Source organism: Psychrobacter sp. CoH-33_TS_01 (genome assembly GCF_058189395.1).
This window is the reverse complement of the sequence record NZ_JBVGQI010000006.1, coordinates 78,618-95,885: the sequence shown is the minus strand read 5'-3', so window position 1 is coordinate 95,885 and position 17,268 is coordinate 78,618. Positions and strand designations below refer to the sequence as shown.

Annotated in this window: 11 protein-coding genes and 1 pseudogene; 3 read left to right on the top strand and 9 right to left on the bottom strand. The window is 46.0% G+C overall.

The features are described 5' to 3' along the window. The first annotated feature begins 6 nt into the window (after window positions 1-6). The 3 genes from minC to minE all read left to right on the top strand — a co-directional run bounded on the left by minC (window position 7) and on the right by minE (window position 2,444). Complete coding sequence (minC, locus tag ACZ2XM_RS10655) at window positions 7-840, top strand: septum site-determining protein MinC (protein ID WP_490588889.1); 834 nt, start codon at window positions 7-9, stop codon at window positions 838-840. Window positions 841-1,341: 501 nt separating this feature from the next. Next, window positions 1,342-2,154 carry a septum site-determining protein MinD gene (minD, locus tag ACZ2XM_RS10650; RefSeq protein ID WP_490588890.1) on the top strand — a complete coding sequence of 271 codons (813 nt, stop codon included), beginning with the start codon at window positions 1,342-1,344 and terminating at the stop codon, window positions 2,152-2,154. A gap of 2 nt (window positions 2,155-2,156) precedes the next feature. Continuing rightward, window positions 2,157-2,444, top strand: coding sequence for a cell division topological specificity factor MinE (gene minE / locus ACZ2XM_RS10645; RefSeq protein WP_490588891.1), 288 nt, complete (start codon window positions 2,157-2,159; stop codon window positions 2,442-2,444). Window positions 2,445-2,598: 154 nt separating this feature from the next. On the opposite strand, the gene ACZ2XM_RS10640 is transcribed toward minE, so the two are convergent. The 9 genes and pseudogenes from ACZ2XM_RS10640 to pilG form a co-directional block, all read right to left on the bottom strand. Beyond that, window positions 2,599-3,138: a cytochrome b gene (locus tag ACZ2XM_RS10640; protein ID WP_490588892.1), complete on the bottom strand. Its 540-nt coding sequence runs from the start codon at window positions 3,136-3,138 to the stop codon at window positions 2,599-2,601. 305 nt (window positions 3,139-3,443) lie between these two features. Continuing rightward, complete coding sequence (locus ACZ2XM_RS10635) at window positions 3,444-4,013, bottom strand: hypothetical protein (protein ID WP_490588893.1); 570 nt, start codon at window positions 4,011-4,013, stop codon at window positions 3,444-3,446. A gap of 21 nt (window positions 4,014-4,034) precedes the next feature. Beyond that, entirely contained in the window at window positions 4,035-5,000 is a 966-nt protein-coding gene (locus tag ACZ2XM_RS10630; RefSeq protein WP_490588894.1) for a chemotaxis protein CheB, read from the bottom strand. Next, window positions 4,990-12,270, bottom strand: coding sequence for an Hpt domain-containing protein (locus ACZ2XM_RS10625; protein WP_490588895.1), 7,281 nt, complete (start codon window positions 12,268-12,270; stop codon window positions 4,990-4,992). Before ACZ2XM_RS10625 ends, ACZ2XM_RS10630 begins: the two co-directional genes overlap by 11 nt. Before the next feature lie 113 nt (window positions 12,271-12,383). Next, complete coding sequence (locus tag ACZ2XM_RS10620) at window positions 12,384-13,286, bottom strand: CheR family methyltransferase (protein WP_490588896.1); 903 nt, start codon at window positions 13,284-13,286, stop codon at window positions 12,384-12,386. A 99-nt stretch (window positions 13,287-13,385) separates the two neighbouring features. After that, window positions 13,386-14,435: pseudogene (locus tag ACZ2XM_RS10615) on the bottom strand (methyl-accepting chemotaxis protein); the annotation flags it as partial. Window positions 14,436-15,767: 1,332 nt separating this feature from the next. Further along, window positions 15,768-16,298 carry a chemotaxis protein CheW gene (locus ACZ2XM_RS10610; RefSeq protein WP_490588897.1) on the bottom strand — a complete coding sequence of 177 codons (531 nt, stop codon included), beginning with the start codon at window positions 16,296-16,298 and terminating at the stop codon, window positions 15,768-15,770. Between the two features lie 3 nt (window positions 16,299-16,301). Then, entirely contained in the window at window positions 16,302-16,664 is a 363-nt protein-coding gene (locus tag ACZ2XM_RS10605) for a response regulator (RefSeq protein ID WP_490588898.1), read from the bottom strand. A gap of 82 nt (window positions 16,665-16,746) precedes the next feature. After that, the gene (gene pilG, locus ACZ2XM_RS10600) at window positions 16,747-17,124 is read right to left on the bottom strand and encodes a twitching motility response regulator PilG (RefSeq protein WP_490588899.1); all 378 of its coding nucleotides are present in this window, start codon (window positions 17,122-17,124) and stop codon (window positions 16,747-16,749) included. Window positions 17,125-17,268: the final 144 nt, after the last annotated feature.

Genomic DNA, 17,268 nt, shown 5'->3' with positions numbered 1-17,268 from the left:
TAGATAATGTCTAATTTAGATACTGACCAAGCGGCCCAATCCCCTGAGCACAGTGTCATTTTCTACGGCAAGATGCTGAATTTTACTCAGATAAAATTGCAGACTGCTGACCTCGCGGTCATTGAGGCAAAGCTCGAAGCCTTACTTAGCAACAAAACCAGTCAAATCCCTATGGTAATTAATAGCGAGGTCGAGCAAGACTTAGACGCTCTGGTAGATTTACTGTGGTCATGGGGCCTACAGCCTATCGGCGTGGTTACTGGGGTGCTGGACGAACAGGCCAAAGCCCGCAAGCTGGCTATCTTTCCAGGCGATGGCAAGCGTATTGAGCGCATCAAAACCAAGCAACCGGCTCCTACCCAAACGGTCCATGCTACCGAAACGGTATTGGCCTCTACGGCAGACAGTGACAGTCAAAGCGTCGCTCCTGCACAAGCTAGCGTAGCCAATAAACTGAACTCAGACAATATGATAGGGCAGCAAAGCAGCCATGGCGACCATATCTCTAGTATGATTTATGATCAAATGCTGCGCTCTGGGCAAAGTATCAACCATGTGGGTGGCGACCTAATTATGACCAACAGTGTCAATAATGGCGCCGAAGCTATTACGGACAATAGCCTGCATATTTATGGCCGCGCTAATGGCCGTTTGGTCGCGGGTGCTACAGGTGATAAAGATGCGCGTATCTTCTGCCAGTCCTTTAATCCGTCTTTAGTCTCGGTGGCCGGCACTTACTGTCTACGCGACAATATCCCTGAAGAGATGATTGATCAGCCTGTGCAAGTGCGCTATCAAGAAGGCGAAGGCTTAGTCTTTACTGTGATGAATAATACTTAATCTATGCTCAAATAAACGGCAGCCCTATAAAAACATCTGGCGCTATGCTACCCTACGATGATACCTTGTTTTTAGTTATGTTTTGTCGAGCAGCTATGTTTGGTTGAGCAGTTATGTTTTATTGATCAAAGATGCTCAAGTTATTATGCTAAGGATAAATAGGAGGTTTTAGCGCTGCTGTAAAACGGTAATTGATGCCGCTATAGCAGCTGAATCTCCTGCCCAAAGTTTGCGTTAATATTAATGAATGGTGACTTTTTTATGCAACTGGCGTAATCTCTTTATGTTAGGCTGTGAATTTGCTAAAAAGCGTATAACATAGCATTTTATGAGACTCGCTCTAGTAGTATGCATGTCGAGTAGTATTCATGAGCAGCCGTCTTACTTTATCAGTATTAATCCACTTGATTGCTAGTAACTAATTTTGAGTTATGAATCCAGTACATTGCTGGATTTGGTTTATATACTATTTATATATTATAGGTATAGGAGTGTGCCATTGTGGCAAAGATCGTCGTCATCACTTCCGGTAAGGGTGGTGTGGGTAAAACTACCACCAGTGCTTCTTTTGCAGCAGGTTTAGCTTTACGCGGTTACAAGACCGTGGTCATCGATTTCGATGTAGGCTTACGTAACCTAGATTTGATTATGGGCTGCGAAAATCGTATCGTTTACGATTTTGTCGATGTCATTAGTGGCAATGCCAGATTATCGCAAGCGCTGGTTAAAGATAAGCGTTTAGAGAATCTCTTTATTCTACCTGCCAGTCAAACCCGCGATAAAGATGCCTTGACCGACGAAGGGGTCGCTGATGTGATGGCTGAACTGTCTAAACAGTTTGACTACATTATCTGTGATTCCCCTGCCGGTATCGAGCGCGGTGCACAATTGGCTATGTACCATGCCGATGAAGCTATCATCGTGACCAACCCAGAAATCTCTTCTGTCCGTGACTCGGACCGTATTATTGGTATTTTGCAGAGTCGCACGAAAAAAGTAGAAGACAACGCAGGCAGCGTGCGTGAGCATTTGGTGATTAGCCGTTATAACGCTGAACGGGCTGCTGCGAATGAAATGATGGATATTGATACCATCTCTAACGATATTTTGAAAGTACCCTTACTAGGGGTCGTGCCAGAGAGCCATACTGTGCTAGAAGCCTCTAACCATGGTGAGCCTGTGATTTACTATACCGATTCGGTAGCTGGGCAGTGTTACGATGATATCGTGGCACGATTCTTAGGTGAAGATCGTGAGCTTCGCCATATTAATGTGAAGAAAAAGAGCTTCTTGCAACGCTGGTTTGGAGGATAATCATGAGTAAGAAAAAAGGATTTTGGAGTAATCTCTTTGGCACAGACGACCGTACCCCGGGCAGTGCCAATACCGCAACCGAGCGTTTGAAAGTCATCGTTGCCAGTGAAAATCGTCTTAACAGCCGCCTAACCAGTGATCGTATCGAAAAAATGAAACGTGAAATTTTAGAAGTGGTGAATAAATACGTTAATGGCGTGCAGATTGACGATGTGAATATCCATCATCGCCACGAAGACACTTTAGACGTGCTTGAGATGAACATTAGCTTGCCAGACCGTCGCCCTTAAAGCAGTGCGGCCTGAATAACACTGCCCCAGCCCTCAGCTGTCTATAGTGTCTTATATAATGGCGGTGCCTAAAAAAAGCCCTAAGCTTATTAGCTTGGGGCTTTTTTGTGAGCTAGGGATTTTGACGTACCCTGCTAAACAGGCTAAAAACTGACTATTTCATGCGTGAGATTAAGCCATCTTTTTTGATAAATTGATGGTATAACGCAGCAACAATATGCATGAGCGTAAAGATAATAATCATGGGCCAGATAATATCAACATGAATATTATTGAATACGCGAGCTAAGCTGCGGTCGGGGGTGACAAATACGGGAATCTCAAATAGCCCAAACATGCTGACAGCTCGGCCCCCATATAGCGACATTAATAGCCCGGCGATCGGCATGGCCAGCAATAAACCGTATAAAATGAAATGCGTTAGATGACCCACTAGCGCTTGGAGTTTAGGCATAGGCACAGCAGGCGGGGTCTTAGAGATGAAACGGTTAATCAAGCGCGCTATCGTCCAGAGTAGTAGACTCACCCCAAAAGCTTTATGCAGGTTAATGAACTGATTGCCCTCACTATTGCCATGTAAAAGAATCATGGCCCATGTGACTAGCAATAGCACTGCGCTGGTCCAATGAAAAATACGGCTGGATAACGCCCACTTAGCCATATTATTGTGTGAAGAAGAGGGAGAAATAGACATCGCGGAACTCACCTATAAAAAATGTTGGGTTTGCATACGGATATTTGGTATAGCGTTTGCTCAGAAAAATAGCGAGTAATTCATCATAAGTTATAAATTTAGACAATAAAATTGGCCAACACGGTGATGCGGCCAATCAGTTTATGTACATTATTATAATTTTTACAGGGCCTTATGCAGCCCCTATTATAGACTTACTATAATACGCAGTAATTATGTCTATACTGTGCCAAAAGTAGACAGAATTGTGACCGTCTAAAGCAAGTTTTTACTCTCCCTCAATAGGCCAGTCACCTTAACCCTTATTAGCTGTCTAAATCGACCAAATGATGCGCAATTTTATCCAAGTCTGGGATCATATAAATCTTGCCGTCTATCTCTACGCACTCAAATAAGTAAGATAAGATGGCCGATTCATTAAACTTTTCATCAAAGCTGCTGTAAGAGTCGACTTTCACAGGCGCATCAAAGCTCAAAATTGAGTCTGTAACTGCGTCTTCAGGGCTATCTTTATAGCTGTCTGGAAGATACTGTTCTGGTAAGGGCACGTCTTTTACATCACTAATACGCACCTGTTTATTTTGTAAAGAACCCTTAAACTGCAAACCGAATCTATGCACATCCGTATTGCCTTCGAGTATCACGATAGAGGTTGGCGCCACCTCACGAGGCAGGAGATGGAAAATAGAGACCTGTTGCTGTTGCCATGAATACGTCCAAATATATTCATTAAATTCAACAATATCTAGGATCAAATTACTAGGAATAACCCAATCTGGCTGTCCGACTGCTGGGATAATGGTCACACTCATTAAGCCATTTTCAGCCGTTAATAAACTGACGGCCTCAAAACGATGTTTTAGAATTTTTTTCATAATACGCTTATTAGCTCCTAGCTATTCACTATGCCTATGCTCGGTGACATAATCCGTAAGGTGTTGTGCCAACTGCGCAGGGGTACCAACGAATTGACAGTAGCCTGAATCAATGATGGCTTTAGGCTGACTGGCACAAGCACTATCAGCAGGGTCTTGCGCCCACAGCTGACTGTTATTTTCTTGAATCTGCTCAAGATGCTGCGAGCCATCTACCCCCATACCAGAGAAGATGATACTGATAAGATCCGCGCCAAACACGTCACTAGTATTTTTCAATAACGTACCAATAGCGGGTTTATACTCCCCTTCCCAACCTTGTTCAGCTAGGATGACGCGGCCATTTGAGTCACAGACTATCTTTTTATCGACCGGCGCAATCAAGCATTGCCCGGGCTGTAACATCTGCGTGGTCGTAATGACTTGGCAGCGCCACTCATTGTGACGGTTTAGGATACGCGGTAACGTATGAATCATCTTATCGTTAAAATGATGTGCCAATAAAATACAAATGGGCAGCTCAGTAGACAGATGATCTAAGAAACTCTTAATGGCACTAGGTCCTCCCATAGAGGCACCTAAAAGCACCACAAATTGCCAAGAGCGATTACTGACTTCAAAGCGTTTGCTGCCGATGATTTCTGGCATATCTAGCATATTTGCCAGCTTACGTTTTAGCCGGCGTTGCCACTTTGCATAACGTTGCGACTCATTTAAAAAGGGGGCGGTATCAAAGCCCACTAGGACTGTATCTGGCTTTGAAGCTTCAATAGCAGCGATCATCTTATAATCATAACTGCTGTCAATCAGCCAAATATCCACGTCAGACTGGGCATACTTTTGGGTCACCTGCTCGCAGGTAATACAATCTACTAAGGTCAAGCCACAGCTGCGTACCGTATCACTAAAGGCAATGCGCTGATGCTGAGTTTCGGAGACGACAATGACCCTGATCTCATCCAACCGCCGCGTAGGCTTAGCCGTCATGATGACCACCTGTTTGCGTAGCTGCTGAGCCTTGCTTTAGACTGCTTGAACCATTCGCTGCTAAGTCACGCTCTCCTAGCAATTCGTCGATACGGTCTAGCAACTCGTCTTCTTGGAAAGGTTTGCCCATATAGTCATTGACCCCAATTTCCATAGCACGCTCACGATGCTTTTCTCCCGTACGTGAGGTAATCATGATAATTGGAATGTCTTTTAGGCGGCGTTGATGGCGTACTTGGGTCGCCACTTCAAAGCCATCCATACGGGGCATTTCAATATCCAATAGAATAATATCAGGGGTGAGATCCTGTAGTATTTCAAGAGCATCGATACCGTCTTTAGCGACGACTGCCCGCATACCTTGACGCTCTAAGAAACGCGAGGTGACCTTACGAACCGTCACTGAGTCATCGACTACTAGGACCGTAGTTTGCGTATCAACGGCTACCGCTTGTATCTCGCTATCGACTACTGGCTGCTGCAACACTTGCGGCTTAGCTTGCGCCGTGCGCATAAGGGCTACCATATCTAAAATGAGCATCACTGAGCCGTCACCCATAATAGTCGCAGCTGAGATACCGGGTAATTGCGCCATTTGTCGGCCCAGTGGCTTCACCACTACCTCGATTCTAGAGCCCGCAATTTCATCCACTTGCATAGCAATAGACTGGCCTGTCTGACTCTTAATAATGATAACCGGCAGACTGCTGTTGCTCGTCATCAGCATTTCATTAAAGGTATGCCCAGATAATATTTCGTTGAGATAACGGACTCGATAGTCTTTATTTTCAATCATTAACGTGCTGTCTTCAGACTGATAATAAGCATGTAACTCTTCAGGACTAACCCGCACAACACGCTCAATCTGCACCAGCGGAATAGCATAGTAACGATCTGCTGCGCGCACTACTAGGGCGTCAGAGACCGCCACGGTCAATGGCACACGCATGGTAAAGCGTGAGCCACCACCCTCTACTGAATCAACGGCGACGACACCACCTAATTGACGAATCTCACTGCGTACCACATCCATGCCGACACCACGACCCGAAATTTGGGTCACTTTTTTGGTGGTCGTTAATCCGGCATTAAAGATGTATTGCATCACCTCTCTGTCCGTCAGACTAGTATTATCGGCGTCAATTAACCCTTGATCGATAGCCTTTTTGCGCACAGCTTCGATATCAATCCCGTTACCATCATCCGTTAAGTGGATAACGATTTCACTGCCCTCACGCATCACCTCTAGCTTAATTTGACCTGCGCGTGGTTTGCCTGCTGCTACCCGCTGATCGGGCATCTCTACGCCATGGTCAACAGCATTTCTAAGCATATGCTCAAGCGGTGAGGTAATACGATCCAAAATGGTTCTATCGATTTCATCATCGGCATTAATAACGTCAAGCTCAACGACTTTATTCAGCTCGCTTGCCGTCTGACGCAAAATACGTTGCAGACGCGGTAACAGCCGTGAAAACGGTACCATGCGCGAGTCCATCAAGCCGTTCTGTAGCTCAGCCTGAGTACGGGATAGCTGCAGTAGCAAGGCTTCACTATCGCGCGTCTTCTCTAGTAAAGTCGTCTTAATATCGACCAAATCCGAAGCCGACTCTGATAGTGATTTAGACAACTGATTTAGGGCTGAATATTGATCCATCTCTAGCGGGTCAAAGTCAGCGTTATCTAAAATCTCTTCTTCATCAATTTGCGACAGAATCTGTACTTCAAGCTCGATATCCATACGCCGTAACTGATCGGACAAACGCTGAACCGTAATGCCCATTTCTTCAATACTATTGGTCAGGCTGCTCATGCCCATATCGATACGGGCGCGGTTAATCGCTGACTCACCCGATAAGTTAATCATGCGCTCGATCAGGCCTGACGGGATACGAATCATCTCATTGGTATTGTCTGACGCCGTTTGACCTTGCTCAAAGCCACCTGTCATCAGCGGCATTTTACTGATGTCGCGTTGCTTAGAGGCCGCTTTTAGCATCGCCTCATGCTCAGCAATAGCGGCCATTTGTGATTGCAATGACGCCGGCACGACTTCTTGCAGACTATCTGGGTTTTCATTAAAGCTTTCTAACGCCGCCGTCATTTTTGCAGGGGCCGGCGGGTTGATATGGTGCGAGATAACAAAGATAGCGTCTGTGAGCCAGTCTTGACAGTCAATCAGCAATTGTATGACCAGCTTGGTCGCAGGACGGCGGCGACTGGCAAGCGCTTCAAACACGGCTTCCATCTGGTGCGCTAGATCGGCCATGCCGTTAGCAGACACCATACGAGCGCCCCCTTTGAGCCTATGTAAGTTACCTTGTAAGCTTTGCAATGCTACCACGTCACTAGTATTGCTGATGAAAGACTGCATATGCTCACGGATACTACTGTCTAGCTCACGCGCTTCTGCTAAGAAAACAGCCAAAATATCAGGGTCAGGCTGCTCCTCTGGCCAAGATTGGGTGACCATCTCTAAATAATTATGCTCAGGTTGGTCACTGGTTGACTCATCTTCACTATGCTCATCTAGGCCAGTCACTAACTCTACTTCGCTAGCGGTCGCTTCGGCTGCTACCGTTCTAAATACTGGTAAGCTAACTTTAGCGTCTTCTGGCAGCGTACCCATGCTGATAAAGCTCTGTAAAGCTTCCACTAAATCTGTGGCATAAAAAGATTGTTGATGCTGTACTAAGTAATCAATCTGCGCTGACATGGTATCTTGGATACCTTGCATCACATTGACCCAACCTTGCGAGGGGGTTAGCTTACCGCCAACAAAGTACTCATAGACCGTTTCAGCTTCATGGGTCAAATCGCCGAGACTCTTAATCCCTGCCATACGCGCACCACCTTTGATGGTATGCAAATGGCGCTGCAAGGCTTTTAAGGCCTCCATGTTATTAGGAGCCTCTACCCATGTGGTGAAAATATTATTGATATCGGCATCTAGCTCTTGAGCTTCTTCTAAGAAAATCTCTAGGAGCTCAGCATCCGTGTTGATGGGCTCAAGCTCTAATTCGCTCACTTCCATAGTTTGTGATTTAGCGCTTAAATTCGCTATCATCTCATCTTCAATGCGCTGGCTCTTTATCTCTGCTAAAGCAGTTTCTGAAGCCACTGTTTGCTGACTTAAGCTGGGGCTGGCAGACAGCTGAGCGATATGAATTAACTCATCAACTACGGTCTCATTTAACTTTAAGGAGATACTGCCTGCTAGCGCATCAAACAAGCCCGTAAGCTCGCCATGACCGGCCAATAAGCCATTAACCATTTCATCCTGCCATGCTAATTCTGGGTCGGTTGTTAGCCGCTCATATACTGCCAATAGCGCTGTCAGAAGCTTTTGGAATTTGCTCAAACTAATGGTCGAGGCCAATAGTCTATTGATTTGCTCCGTCATAGTTAGCGCATACGCACTAATATGAGAGACGTTTTGCTCAGACAAATGTGACTCTAACTCCCACTCGGCATCTAGCAAGTCATCGATATCATCTTGAATCAGCTGGGCTACTGAAATCTCGTCTGCACCAGACTGAGAGTCTGACTCGCCCAAAATATCTTGAATCGACTGTAAATCTGTCGAATTGACCTGAGCCTCTAAGGGGTCTTGCTCGGTGTCATCTTGCGTTCGGTCAGCTATCCCTTGCAAGTGGTTACTTTGATAAGTCGCTAAACGGCTTTCTATTAATTCAACAGCCTGCTCGAGAGCTTGCAGATGCTGTGGTCTCATCGCCGCATCATGCTGCTGCAACTGCTCTAAGCTATGCTCTATCGCACTACTAATCTTACTAATAGTAGTGAGAGACTGCGTACCAGAAGCGCCTTTTAAAGTATGGAATGCGCGTACAATCTCGTCATCTACCATAACTTCAGACGCAGAGTGGTGGGTCTTTACAAAGTTTCTAATGGTCTCTAACCGCTCTTGCGCTTCTTCCATAAAGACTTCAAAGAAGGCCTTTTCTTCTTCATTTTTTGGTTGCAGAACCACGGGTGCGGCCACCAATTGCTCATTAATACGGGTAAACACTGCCAACGAGTCAGCCTGCAGCGCGTCTATTTTAGAGTCTATTTCAGGGTCTGCATCCTGATTATCTACTTGCTCAGTGGTGGCAACGTTCTGCTTTTTGGCTACCGCATAACTGAACTGTTTGCCCAACCCTTTACTATAAGCATTGGCACAGGCTGCCCACAAAGCCACTTCTTCAGGATAATCATTGGTGCCTGCTTCGTAGATGGATAAGAAGGCAGGATAAGCACTGATGACGTCTGCCACTAGGGCTAGCATATCCGCAGTTGGAGCTAAGGTATGCTCCAGAATTCGGTTGAGCATATCTTCTACCGCCCAAGCCAGCTCTGCCGAGTGATTGGCGCCTACCATACGTCCTGAGCCTTTTAAAGTATGGAAACCACGCCGCACTTCTAATAACGCCTCTTCCGCTTCTGCAGACAGTTTGCCATTATTTTTACCGCTATTGTCGGCGTGCGCTAACTCCGTTTGATACTGAGCGAATTTAGGCATGATAGTCGCTAAGACCTCATCCGCTTCTTCGATGAATATCTCTTTGATATCAGGGTCAGTATCTTTGGTATCTTTAGGTAAAGCTAAGGACATAAAAGGCGCCAATACTTCGGGAAACTCGGCCAACATAGGGTCTGTCGCTATATTATTAGCAATGTCAGCATCAGTATTAATCTCAGTATCAGTATTAATGTCAGTCAGCTGCTCTAATGCTAGCGAAGGGTTACTATCGATAACATGACTATCCCCGCTATCTTCAAGCATGTCAGTCACCGTTAAGTCTGCAGCAGTCGTCACGGAATGCTCTAAACTTGAAGCGCTGTCATTATTAGCTTCTGTAGAGCTCAACATCTTTACCTCTGGCTGACCCTCTCCCACCAAACCTTGATTAATGGGCTGACCTGCCAAGATATTTTTCGCCTTCAATACGGTAATAGCAGGATCGATACTAGGCTTGCGCAAATTGGCAAAGTCATCGACTAAGGTAGGAATTAAATCTTTGGTATCTCGGATAAAGCTTATTAACTCATCGGTTACCGGTACGGTCTTATCCAACACACGGTTAAGCATATCTTCGACCGCCCAAGCCATCTCGCCTGCATTGAAAGCGCCGACCATACGACCAGAGCCTTTCAAGGTATGGAAACCACGGCGTATCTCAGCTAGAGGGGTAAAGTCTTGCGGCGCGTCCGCCCATTGCGGCAAATACTGATCGAGCTGCTCTAATACCTCTTCGGCCTCTTCGACGAAGATTTCACGGATTTCTTCATCCATGTCAAAGTTATCGTCTTTTAACGTCGCTCGTGCTGCTATTAATGCCTCACTGTCCTCAGAAACGCTTGGAGCGCTTGTGTCTAAGGCCTCTGCACTTACTACTTCGGTAGTGGCTTCCTCAGCTAAATTGCCCTCAACCAGACTAACTGTAGCCTGGGCTGCCGGAACGATTTCTATAGAGCTAGCTTGTTGCTCACTATTTACTGCGACTATTTCACCGCTATCATCGTAACGAGTGACATTGTCAGCTGCCGCGAGCTCACTAGAGAATAATGCGGCCGTAGCAATATCGGACGCATCAGGGTCAGCAATAATCTCATTCAATAAGCCATTGGCCACTTCAATATGAGCTTGTAGTTGCCCCAGCAGATTTTGATCAAAGACTTGTTGCGCCAGATAGTCTAAGAACAGCTCTAAAGAAGCTAAGCTTTCAGCAATGGCATTCACTAAAGGCCAATGTAACTTAGTTAATTCAGCTGCTTTTAGTTGTGAAAATAATTTGGCTATCTGCGCACTGACCTCAGCCACTTCGTGCAATTGAATATCGATAAAATCTTGTTGAATGGCCGCAAATTTATCTGCGCTAGGTAAGCAAGCTGGTTGGCCCTGCTGTAAATAGCTATTAAAATCTGACTTGATGCCTTCAACCGCAATTCTAAGTTGACGCACAGTATCAGGTTGAGAGTGATAAGGCGCGTGGGCAGAATCTGACCCCGCCGCCTCTAAACTTGGCGCAAAGGTATGGGTTTGACCAATCTTATTAACAATAGTCTCATGAGCATTTAATATCGTGGTGGTGAAGGCCTGCAGTTGCTGTTCAATCTGCTGTTGCAACTGGCCCGAACCATCCGCTGCATGTGGCAAACGCTTAATATCAGTAATGATGTGATCAATATCGCGCTCATATAGCGACCAACCGCGTTGATGCAGTAGTCGTCTAATATCTGACAAAGTAGGAACGATTGCCAATGGCTGCTGTGGCTCAAAGACTGCCGCTTCTAGCTTGGACAGGGTACGAGGCAAGAATCTCTGCGCGCTTTCCGTATCTGTGTTGATGGCAGACAGAACCACTTTGGCTGCTGAATTATTGTGAGTTAACGCGCTTAAATGAATACAGACTTGCGCCACTACCCCTTCAATAGTTAAGCCTTGCAAGACTTCATTGAGCATTTGACTATCAATAAGTGCGCTATCTACCTCGGTACTCAATTGACTGAGCACTTGCAATACTTGGTCGAGTTGCGCTAATAGCCCTGCATATTGGCTAGGGGTTGGGTGCTCGTTATCTCCCAAGTTATCTAACCATATTTTACTGAGATACCAGATGGCTTGCAGCACTTGGGAACTACTGGCTTGCCACAAGTAATGAGTGATTTTTTGCAGGGGAGCTAGATACTGCGCCTCATTACTGTTCACCAGCAATAGTTGACGCACAGACTGACGCCAGGCTTTCAGCAGTAAACTGTATTGCGCGGCCATTAGTGGTCTGGATAAAGTTTCTGGAATAGGCCACTGGGTAGCAAATAGAATATTAGGGAAAGCTTGGGTATCCATCTGCGCTGAGGCAGTTGAAATAGTGGCTGGTAGTAAGCGGACAACTTTTTGATTACACTGTACTAAAAACTGGTGACGAATATCGCCCGTAATCGCATAGTGATTGAGCTCACCTTGCAGCAATGCATTCGCAAAAGCACCCGAGCTGTGAGCAGTTTTGCGAATCTCGCGGTCAGAGATTAACTGCTGTGACAATAGCTCTAGACTTTGGGTCAATGGAAGGAATGCGGACAGCTCTGCCATGTGCAAAGCGCCACTAAGCTCATGATAGCGTGCCGTCATATCGGCAAAATCTGGCCAAGCGTCTGCGCTAGTCTCCTGCGCTAGCTTGTCCCATGACCTCTGCAGGTGCGATAACTCCTCATTGAATAAAGGTATCAACCACTCAATGGTCACAAAATTGCTAGGCAAAGAGATCATAGAATCATCCTAAAGTTGTCGTCTGTCAGACCACGGTATTGTTCCCGCAGCTGCCATAGTTATATTATTGTTTGCGGCACTCAGTTTTAGGAGCGTACGCTAGAGCAGTCTAATCATGCCCGTATCTTTTGCCATAAGTTCACTTCTGGGTGGGAGATACGCTGCATCTTAGGATGCTGCCAAAATAGCGCCTCGCCGGGAGCTAAAATAATATGGCCCCCAAGCTCACATTGTTCTACGAATCTCGCCAAGATATCGCGTTGATCAAATTGTCGAAAATAAATCAGCATATTTTGGCAAATAATGACTTGTTGCTTGGTATGAGTCGCCGCCTTAGTACCAAATATATTATGATGGCGAAAACTCACCTTACTGCGTAACGCGTCTATTACTTGCCAACGGCAGCCCGTCTCTATGCTTTGGGATTCTGTGAGCGGGCTGAGTAAGCTGTCGTCAGTATCACAGGGTTGTATGTAATGCTGGTAGTCCTCTGGAATGGTCGCTATTTCCCGAGGACAATAGAGGGCTTGCTGCGCGTCCTGAATAGCTTCGTAATTCACATCAGTACCCAAAATACAATAATCTGCTATTCCGCTATTTTCCAGCAGCATGGCCAATGACCATACTTCTTGACCCCTAGCACACCCGACACTCCATATTCGATAGGAAGACTGCTTTTGCGGTCTATTATTTAGTCTGTTATCAAGGGTATCGTCTGCAGTTATGCGGTGCTCGCGAGCTACAGCCTGCTCCTTGGCTAAAGCCGCTATATACTCAAGAGATGGCCCGTGACGAAAAAACCGACTTTCCACTATTAATACTCTATCAAGCAGTTGTTGGCGCAGTCTCACATCCGTTTGTACTGCGAGCCAAAGCTCAGACAAACTCCGCCCACTGTCCTCTGCGGTCGTCAAAATGGCATTACTTAGCCATCTCACTTGAGTTTTGGGCAGCACAAAGCCTATCTTACTTTCGATGTAGTTTTGCCACCTTGGCGTATTAATAGTGCTGCTCATAACCACCCGTTAAGAGTATTCATCAGCGGCCAACCCCATTATAGTGTTGGCCCCTATCTATCAGTATGAAGGCATTAACATCAGCTATATTGATCCTGCTTATGCCGAGCGTAGGTCTTCTTCTGCAACAAAATCATCGTCTGACAGCTTAAAGCCAGATACTGACTCCTGCAGCGCCACTGCCATCTCACTTAGCTGACCTACTGAACGTGCCGTAGTCATGGTACCTGACGAGGTCTGTGAGGTAATATCTTGGATAATATTCATCGTGTTAGAAATATGACCTGCAGAATCTGCCTGTTGCTGAGCGGCGTTCGAAATATTCTGAATCAGATCTGCCAAGGTATTCGAGACGCTCTGTACTTCCTCGAGGGCTTCACCAGCATCTTTCGCTAGGCGGGCACCACGGACAACCTCTGAAGTCGTAGACTCCATCGACATAACCGCTTCACTCGTATCGGCCTGAATCGTTCTCACGAGGGTTTCAATCTGTTTGGTCGCATTAGCAGAGCGCTCTGCAAGACGTTGAACCTCATCGGCAACTACCGCGAAACCACGACCCGCTTCCCCAGCCATCGAGGCCTGAATAGCGGCGTTCAAGGCTAGAATGTTGGTCTGATCGGCAATGTCGTTAATCAAGCTAACGATATCTCCAATTTCTTGTGAAGACTCACCCAGACGCTTAATACGTTTTGAGGTCTCTTGAATCTGATCACGAATAACGTTCATACCTTCAATCGAGCGCTGTACAACGGCAGCGCCATTATAAGCAATAGCAACCGAGCGTTGAGCAACTGCGGTTGACTCGTTAGCGTTCGCAGATACCTGGTCAATAGAAACTGCCATCTCATTAATAGCAGCCGATACCCCAGCAATTTCTTGCGCCTGATGCTCAGAAGCTTCAGCCAGTTCAATCGCATTCATCTGAGTTTGTTCTGAAGAGGTTGCTACGCGCTCAGCTGTGGTGTTAATGGCAGTAACCAGTTGACGCAGCTGATCGATTGCGAAGTTGACCGAGTCAGCAATGGCTCCCGTAAAGTCTTCTGATACCGTCGCATTTACCGTCAAATCACCTTCTGCCAAATCGCCTAACTCATCAAGTAGACGCAAAATAGCGATCTGGTTACGTTCGTTTTCTTCCTGAATCTTACGCGCACGCTCTGACTCAACTTCAGCTTCTTGTCTCTGACGCATGGTTTCTTTTTCGATCAAGAGGCGCTGCGAGCGACCACGGCGGTTCAGTAGGTTATAGAAAGAATATATCAAGCCTAAGAGGCCGATTAGGAACCCTAGCGCCGGTAAAATAATGCCACTACGCGTTAGAATATTACGATTTACATTCTCTAGCTTAGTTTGGGTATTGCGGGCGATATCGTTTAACGCGTAAGCATTTTCACGGGTTTTAATAACCGGATCATTTAGCGTCTTAATTTGCTGTGAAACTGGGGCTATCAATTGTTGATAGGTTTGATCCACCTGTTGTAGGGCAGGTAGGTTTTGACCATAGCTGGTTTTCTGCGCGGCTAAAGTGGTGGCGAACGCTGCTACTTGCTCATTGAAAGTTTTTGAATTGCTGTCGATACCACGCGTCAACGCTTGCATTTCAGTATTGATGCGCTGCGCACGTAGCATTTGCTCTTGAATATCGCTGATAGCTGCTGCGGGTAGACCGGCTGCAACCGCTTGCTGAGTCACTTGACGGTAATGGTTTTGTAGCTGCTCACTGCCACCCGTTACGCGCTCTTGCAAATCTTTTAGCGCATTGACATCATTGATATGCGCCAAGACATAGTCAATCTGCTCTTTATTAGCTGCCCAATCGTTAGCCAAGTCTTTGAATACAGCTCGGTTATCAGAGGCCGTAGCTTGGGCTTCGTTTAATGCCCCTTCATACAGCTGCACATCTCTCTGGAGTTTTTCGTAGGCCTTACTGGTGACTTCAAAATCTTGCGAGAAAGTCGCTTCATTTAAGTCTTGCACGATATTAGCAGAGCTGATCTCTAACTGGTTGACGCTACCTAAGTAGTTATTCATATTCAGTAGAGTGTAAATCAGCCACGCTAAACTGGCTAAGCTTAGGATAGCGAAAACCCAACGCAGTACTTGCCAAATATCGCGTTCATTGTCCGCGGCTGAAGGATCTGTCTGAATTATTTTCGCTTCGGTCTGGTTATTCAAAGTACTCATTGTATTTAATCTCTCCAAAACAGTCGCCTAAGCCATTCGCCAAGTGTGCATTGCTAATGTCTATGTTGCTGATATCGTTGACTGATTAATATTAAACCCCAAAATAATAGCGCTTGGTCATAGTCGTATTGCTCAACACAAGGTTTGGTGTTGCAATAGCGCTCACCACCGTAAGGGTTAGCCTGAATTAACTGAATTTATTAGTCTGTTTATAGTTAAGTGGTTAGCTAAGTTGTTATAAGCAGATATCTGCTTTAGCCCACGCTCTATTAACGCAGCCACAAGGCCTTTATTTTAAATAGCGGCTTCTACATAGCGCTGATCTTGTACCAGTAAGCTGGGCATAAAGACGAACCACTCTTGCTCATCTTTCACGAACTTACCATGGCTGTACGCGGCAAGAGGCGAGTCACTAGGCAAAGATTCTGCCCGATATTGGGCACTCGTAAACTGCTGGATACCTAACACGGCGTCGATGACTAAGCCTGAAAAAAATCCAGGCTGGTCAATAACTAAGACTTTTCTTTGGCTAGGACGCACCGATGCTCTAGGCAAAGATAAAAACGAAGTCAAGTCGGTTAGTGGGAGCAGGCGGCCACGAACGTTGGCCACCCCAAGCAGCCAAGGCTTAGTTAAGGGTATGGTGGTTAAATCAGGCATACTGAGGACTTCAGAGACTTCGCCCATAGGCGCTACTAACCGTTGTCCTGATACTTCAAAGACGACGCCTACCCATTGCGTTTTTTGTGCATTATAGCGACCACTTTGCCGAGCTTTGGCGAGATCTGCTAAGCGAAGTATTTCAATAAACCCTTTAGAAGCCACAACTTACTCCATTACTGAACGGATGACCCGCATAAGTTCTTGTTCTTGGATAGGCTTGGTCAAGTACTCCTTGGCCCCTTGACGCTTGCCCCAAAGGCGATCGGTCTCTTGATTCTTCGTGCTGACCATGACCACAGGAATATGGGAGGTGGTCTTGCCGCGGGTGATGCGACGCGTTGCTTGAAAGCCATTGACTTCAGGCATAACGATATCCATTAAGATAACGTCAGGTAGGTGCTCAGCCGCTTTCGCACAGCCTTCCTCACCATTACTCGCCTCTATAACCGTAAAGTTATTTTTTGCCAGTATGTCGCGAAACCTAGCCATCTCGGATGGTGAATCATCGACAACTAAAATGGTAGTCATACCATTCCCCTTAAATGTATGCAAAGACTAAAATTAGCCCTAAAAAAAAGCCGGCGCTGCAGGTAGCAGCTGGCCGGCAATATTATCGATATTGGTTAATGGCGTTAAACAGCTCATCTTTACTAAAAGGCTTGGTTAAGTACTCATCAGAGCCAACAATACGTCCACGTGCCTTATCAAATAAACCATCTTTAGAAGACAGCATAATGACAGGCTTACTGGAATATTCTGGATTATTCTTAATTAGAGCGCAGGTTTGATAGCCATCTAAGCGCGGCATCATAATGTCGACGAAAATAATATCAGGGTTATTGTCTACTATCTTAGCTAAGGCATCAAAACCATCGACTGCCGTTATGACTTCACAACCCGCTTTTTGCAGTAGGGTCTCTGCGGTGCGGCGAATGGTTTTAGAGTCATCAATGACCATGACCTTTAAACCTTCAAAGTTATTTTCCATTACCATTATCCTATAAATATCTGAGTCAAATTATGAGATATTAAATTATGCCAGAGTCGCCTCATTGCGATATCTGCTAGTGGTTTCAGGCTACTCAAACCGTGTAACTACGTCCTTGCAGTATCAACGCAACCTGCTAGCGAT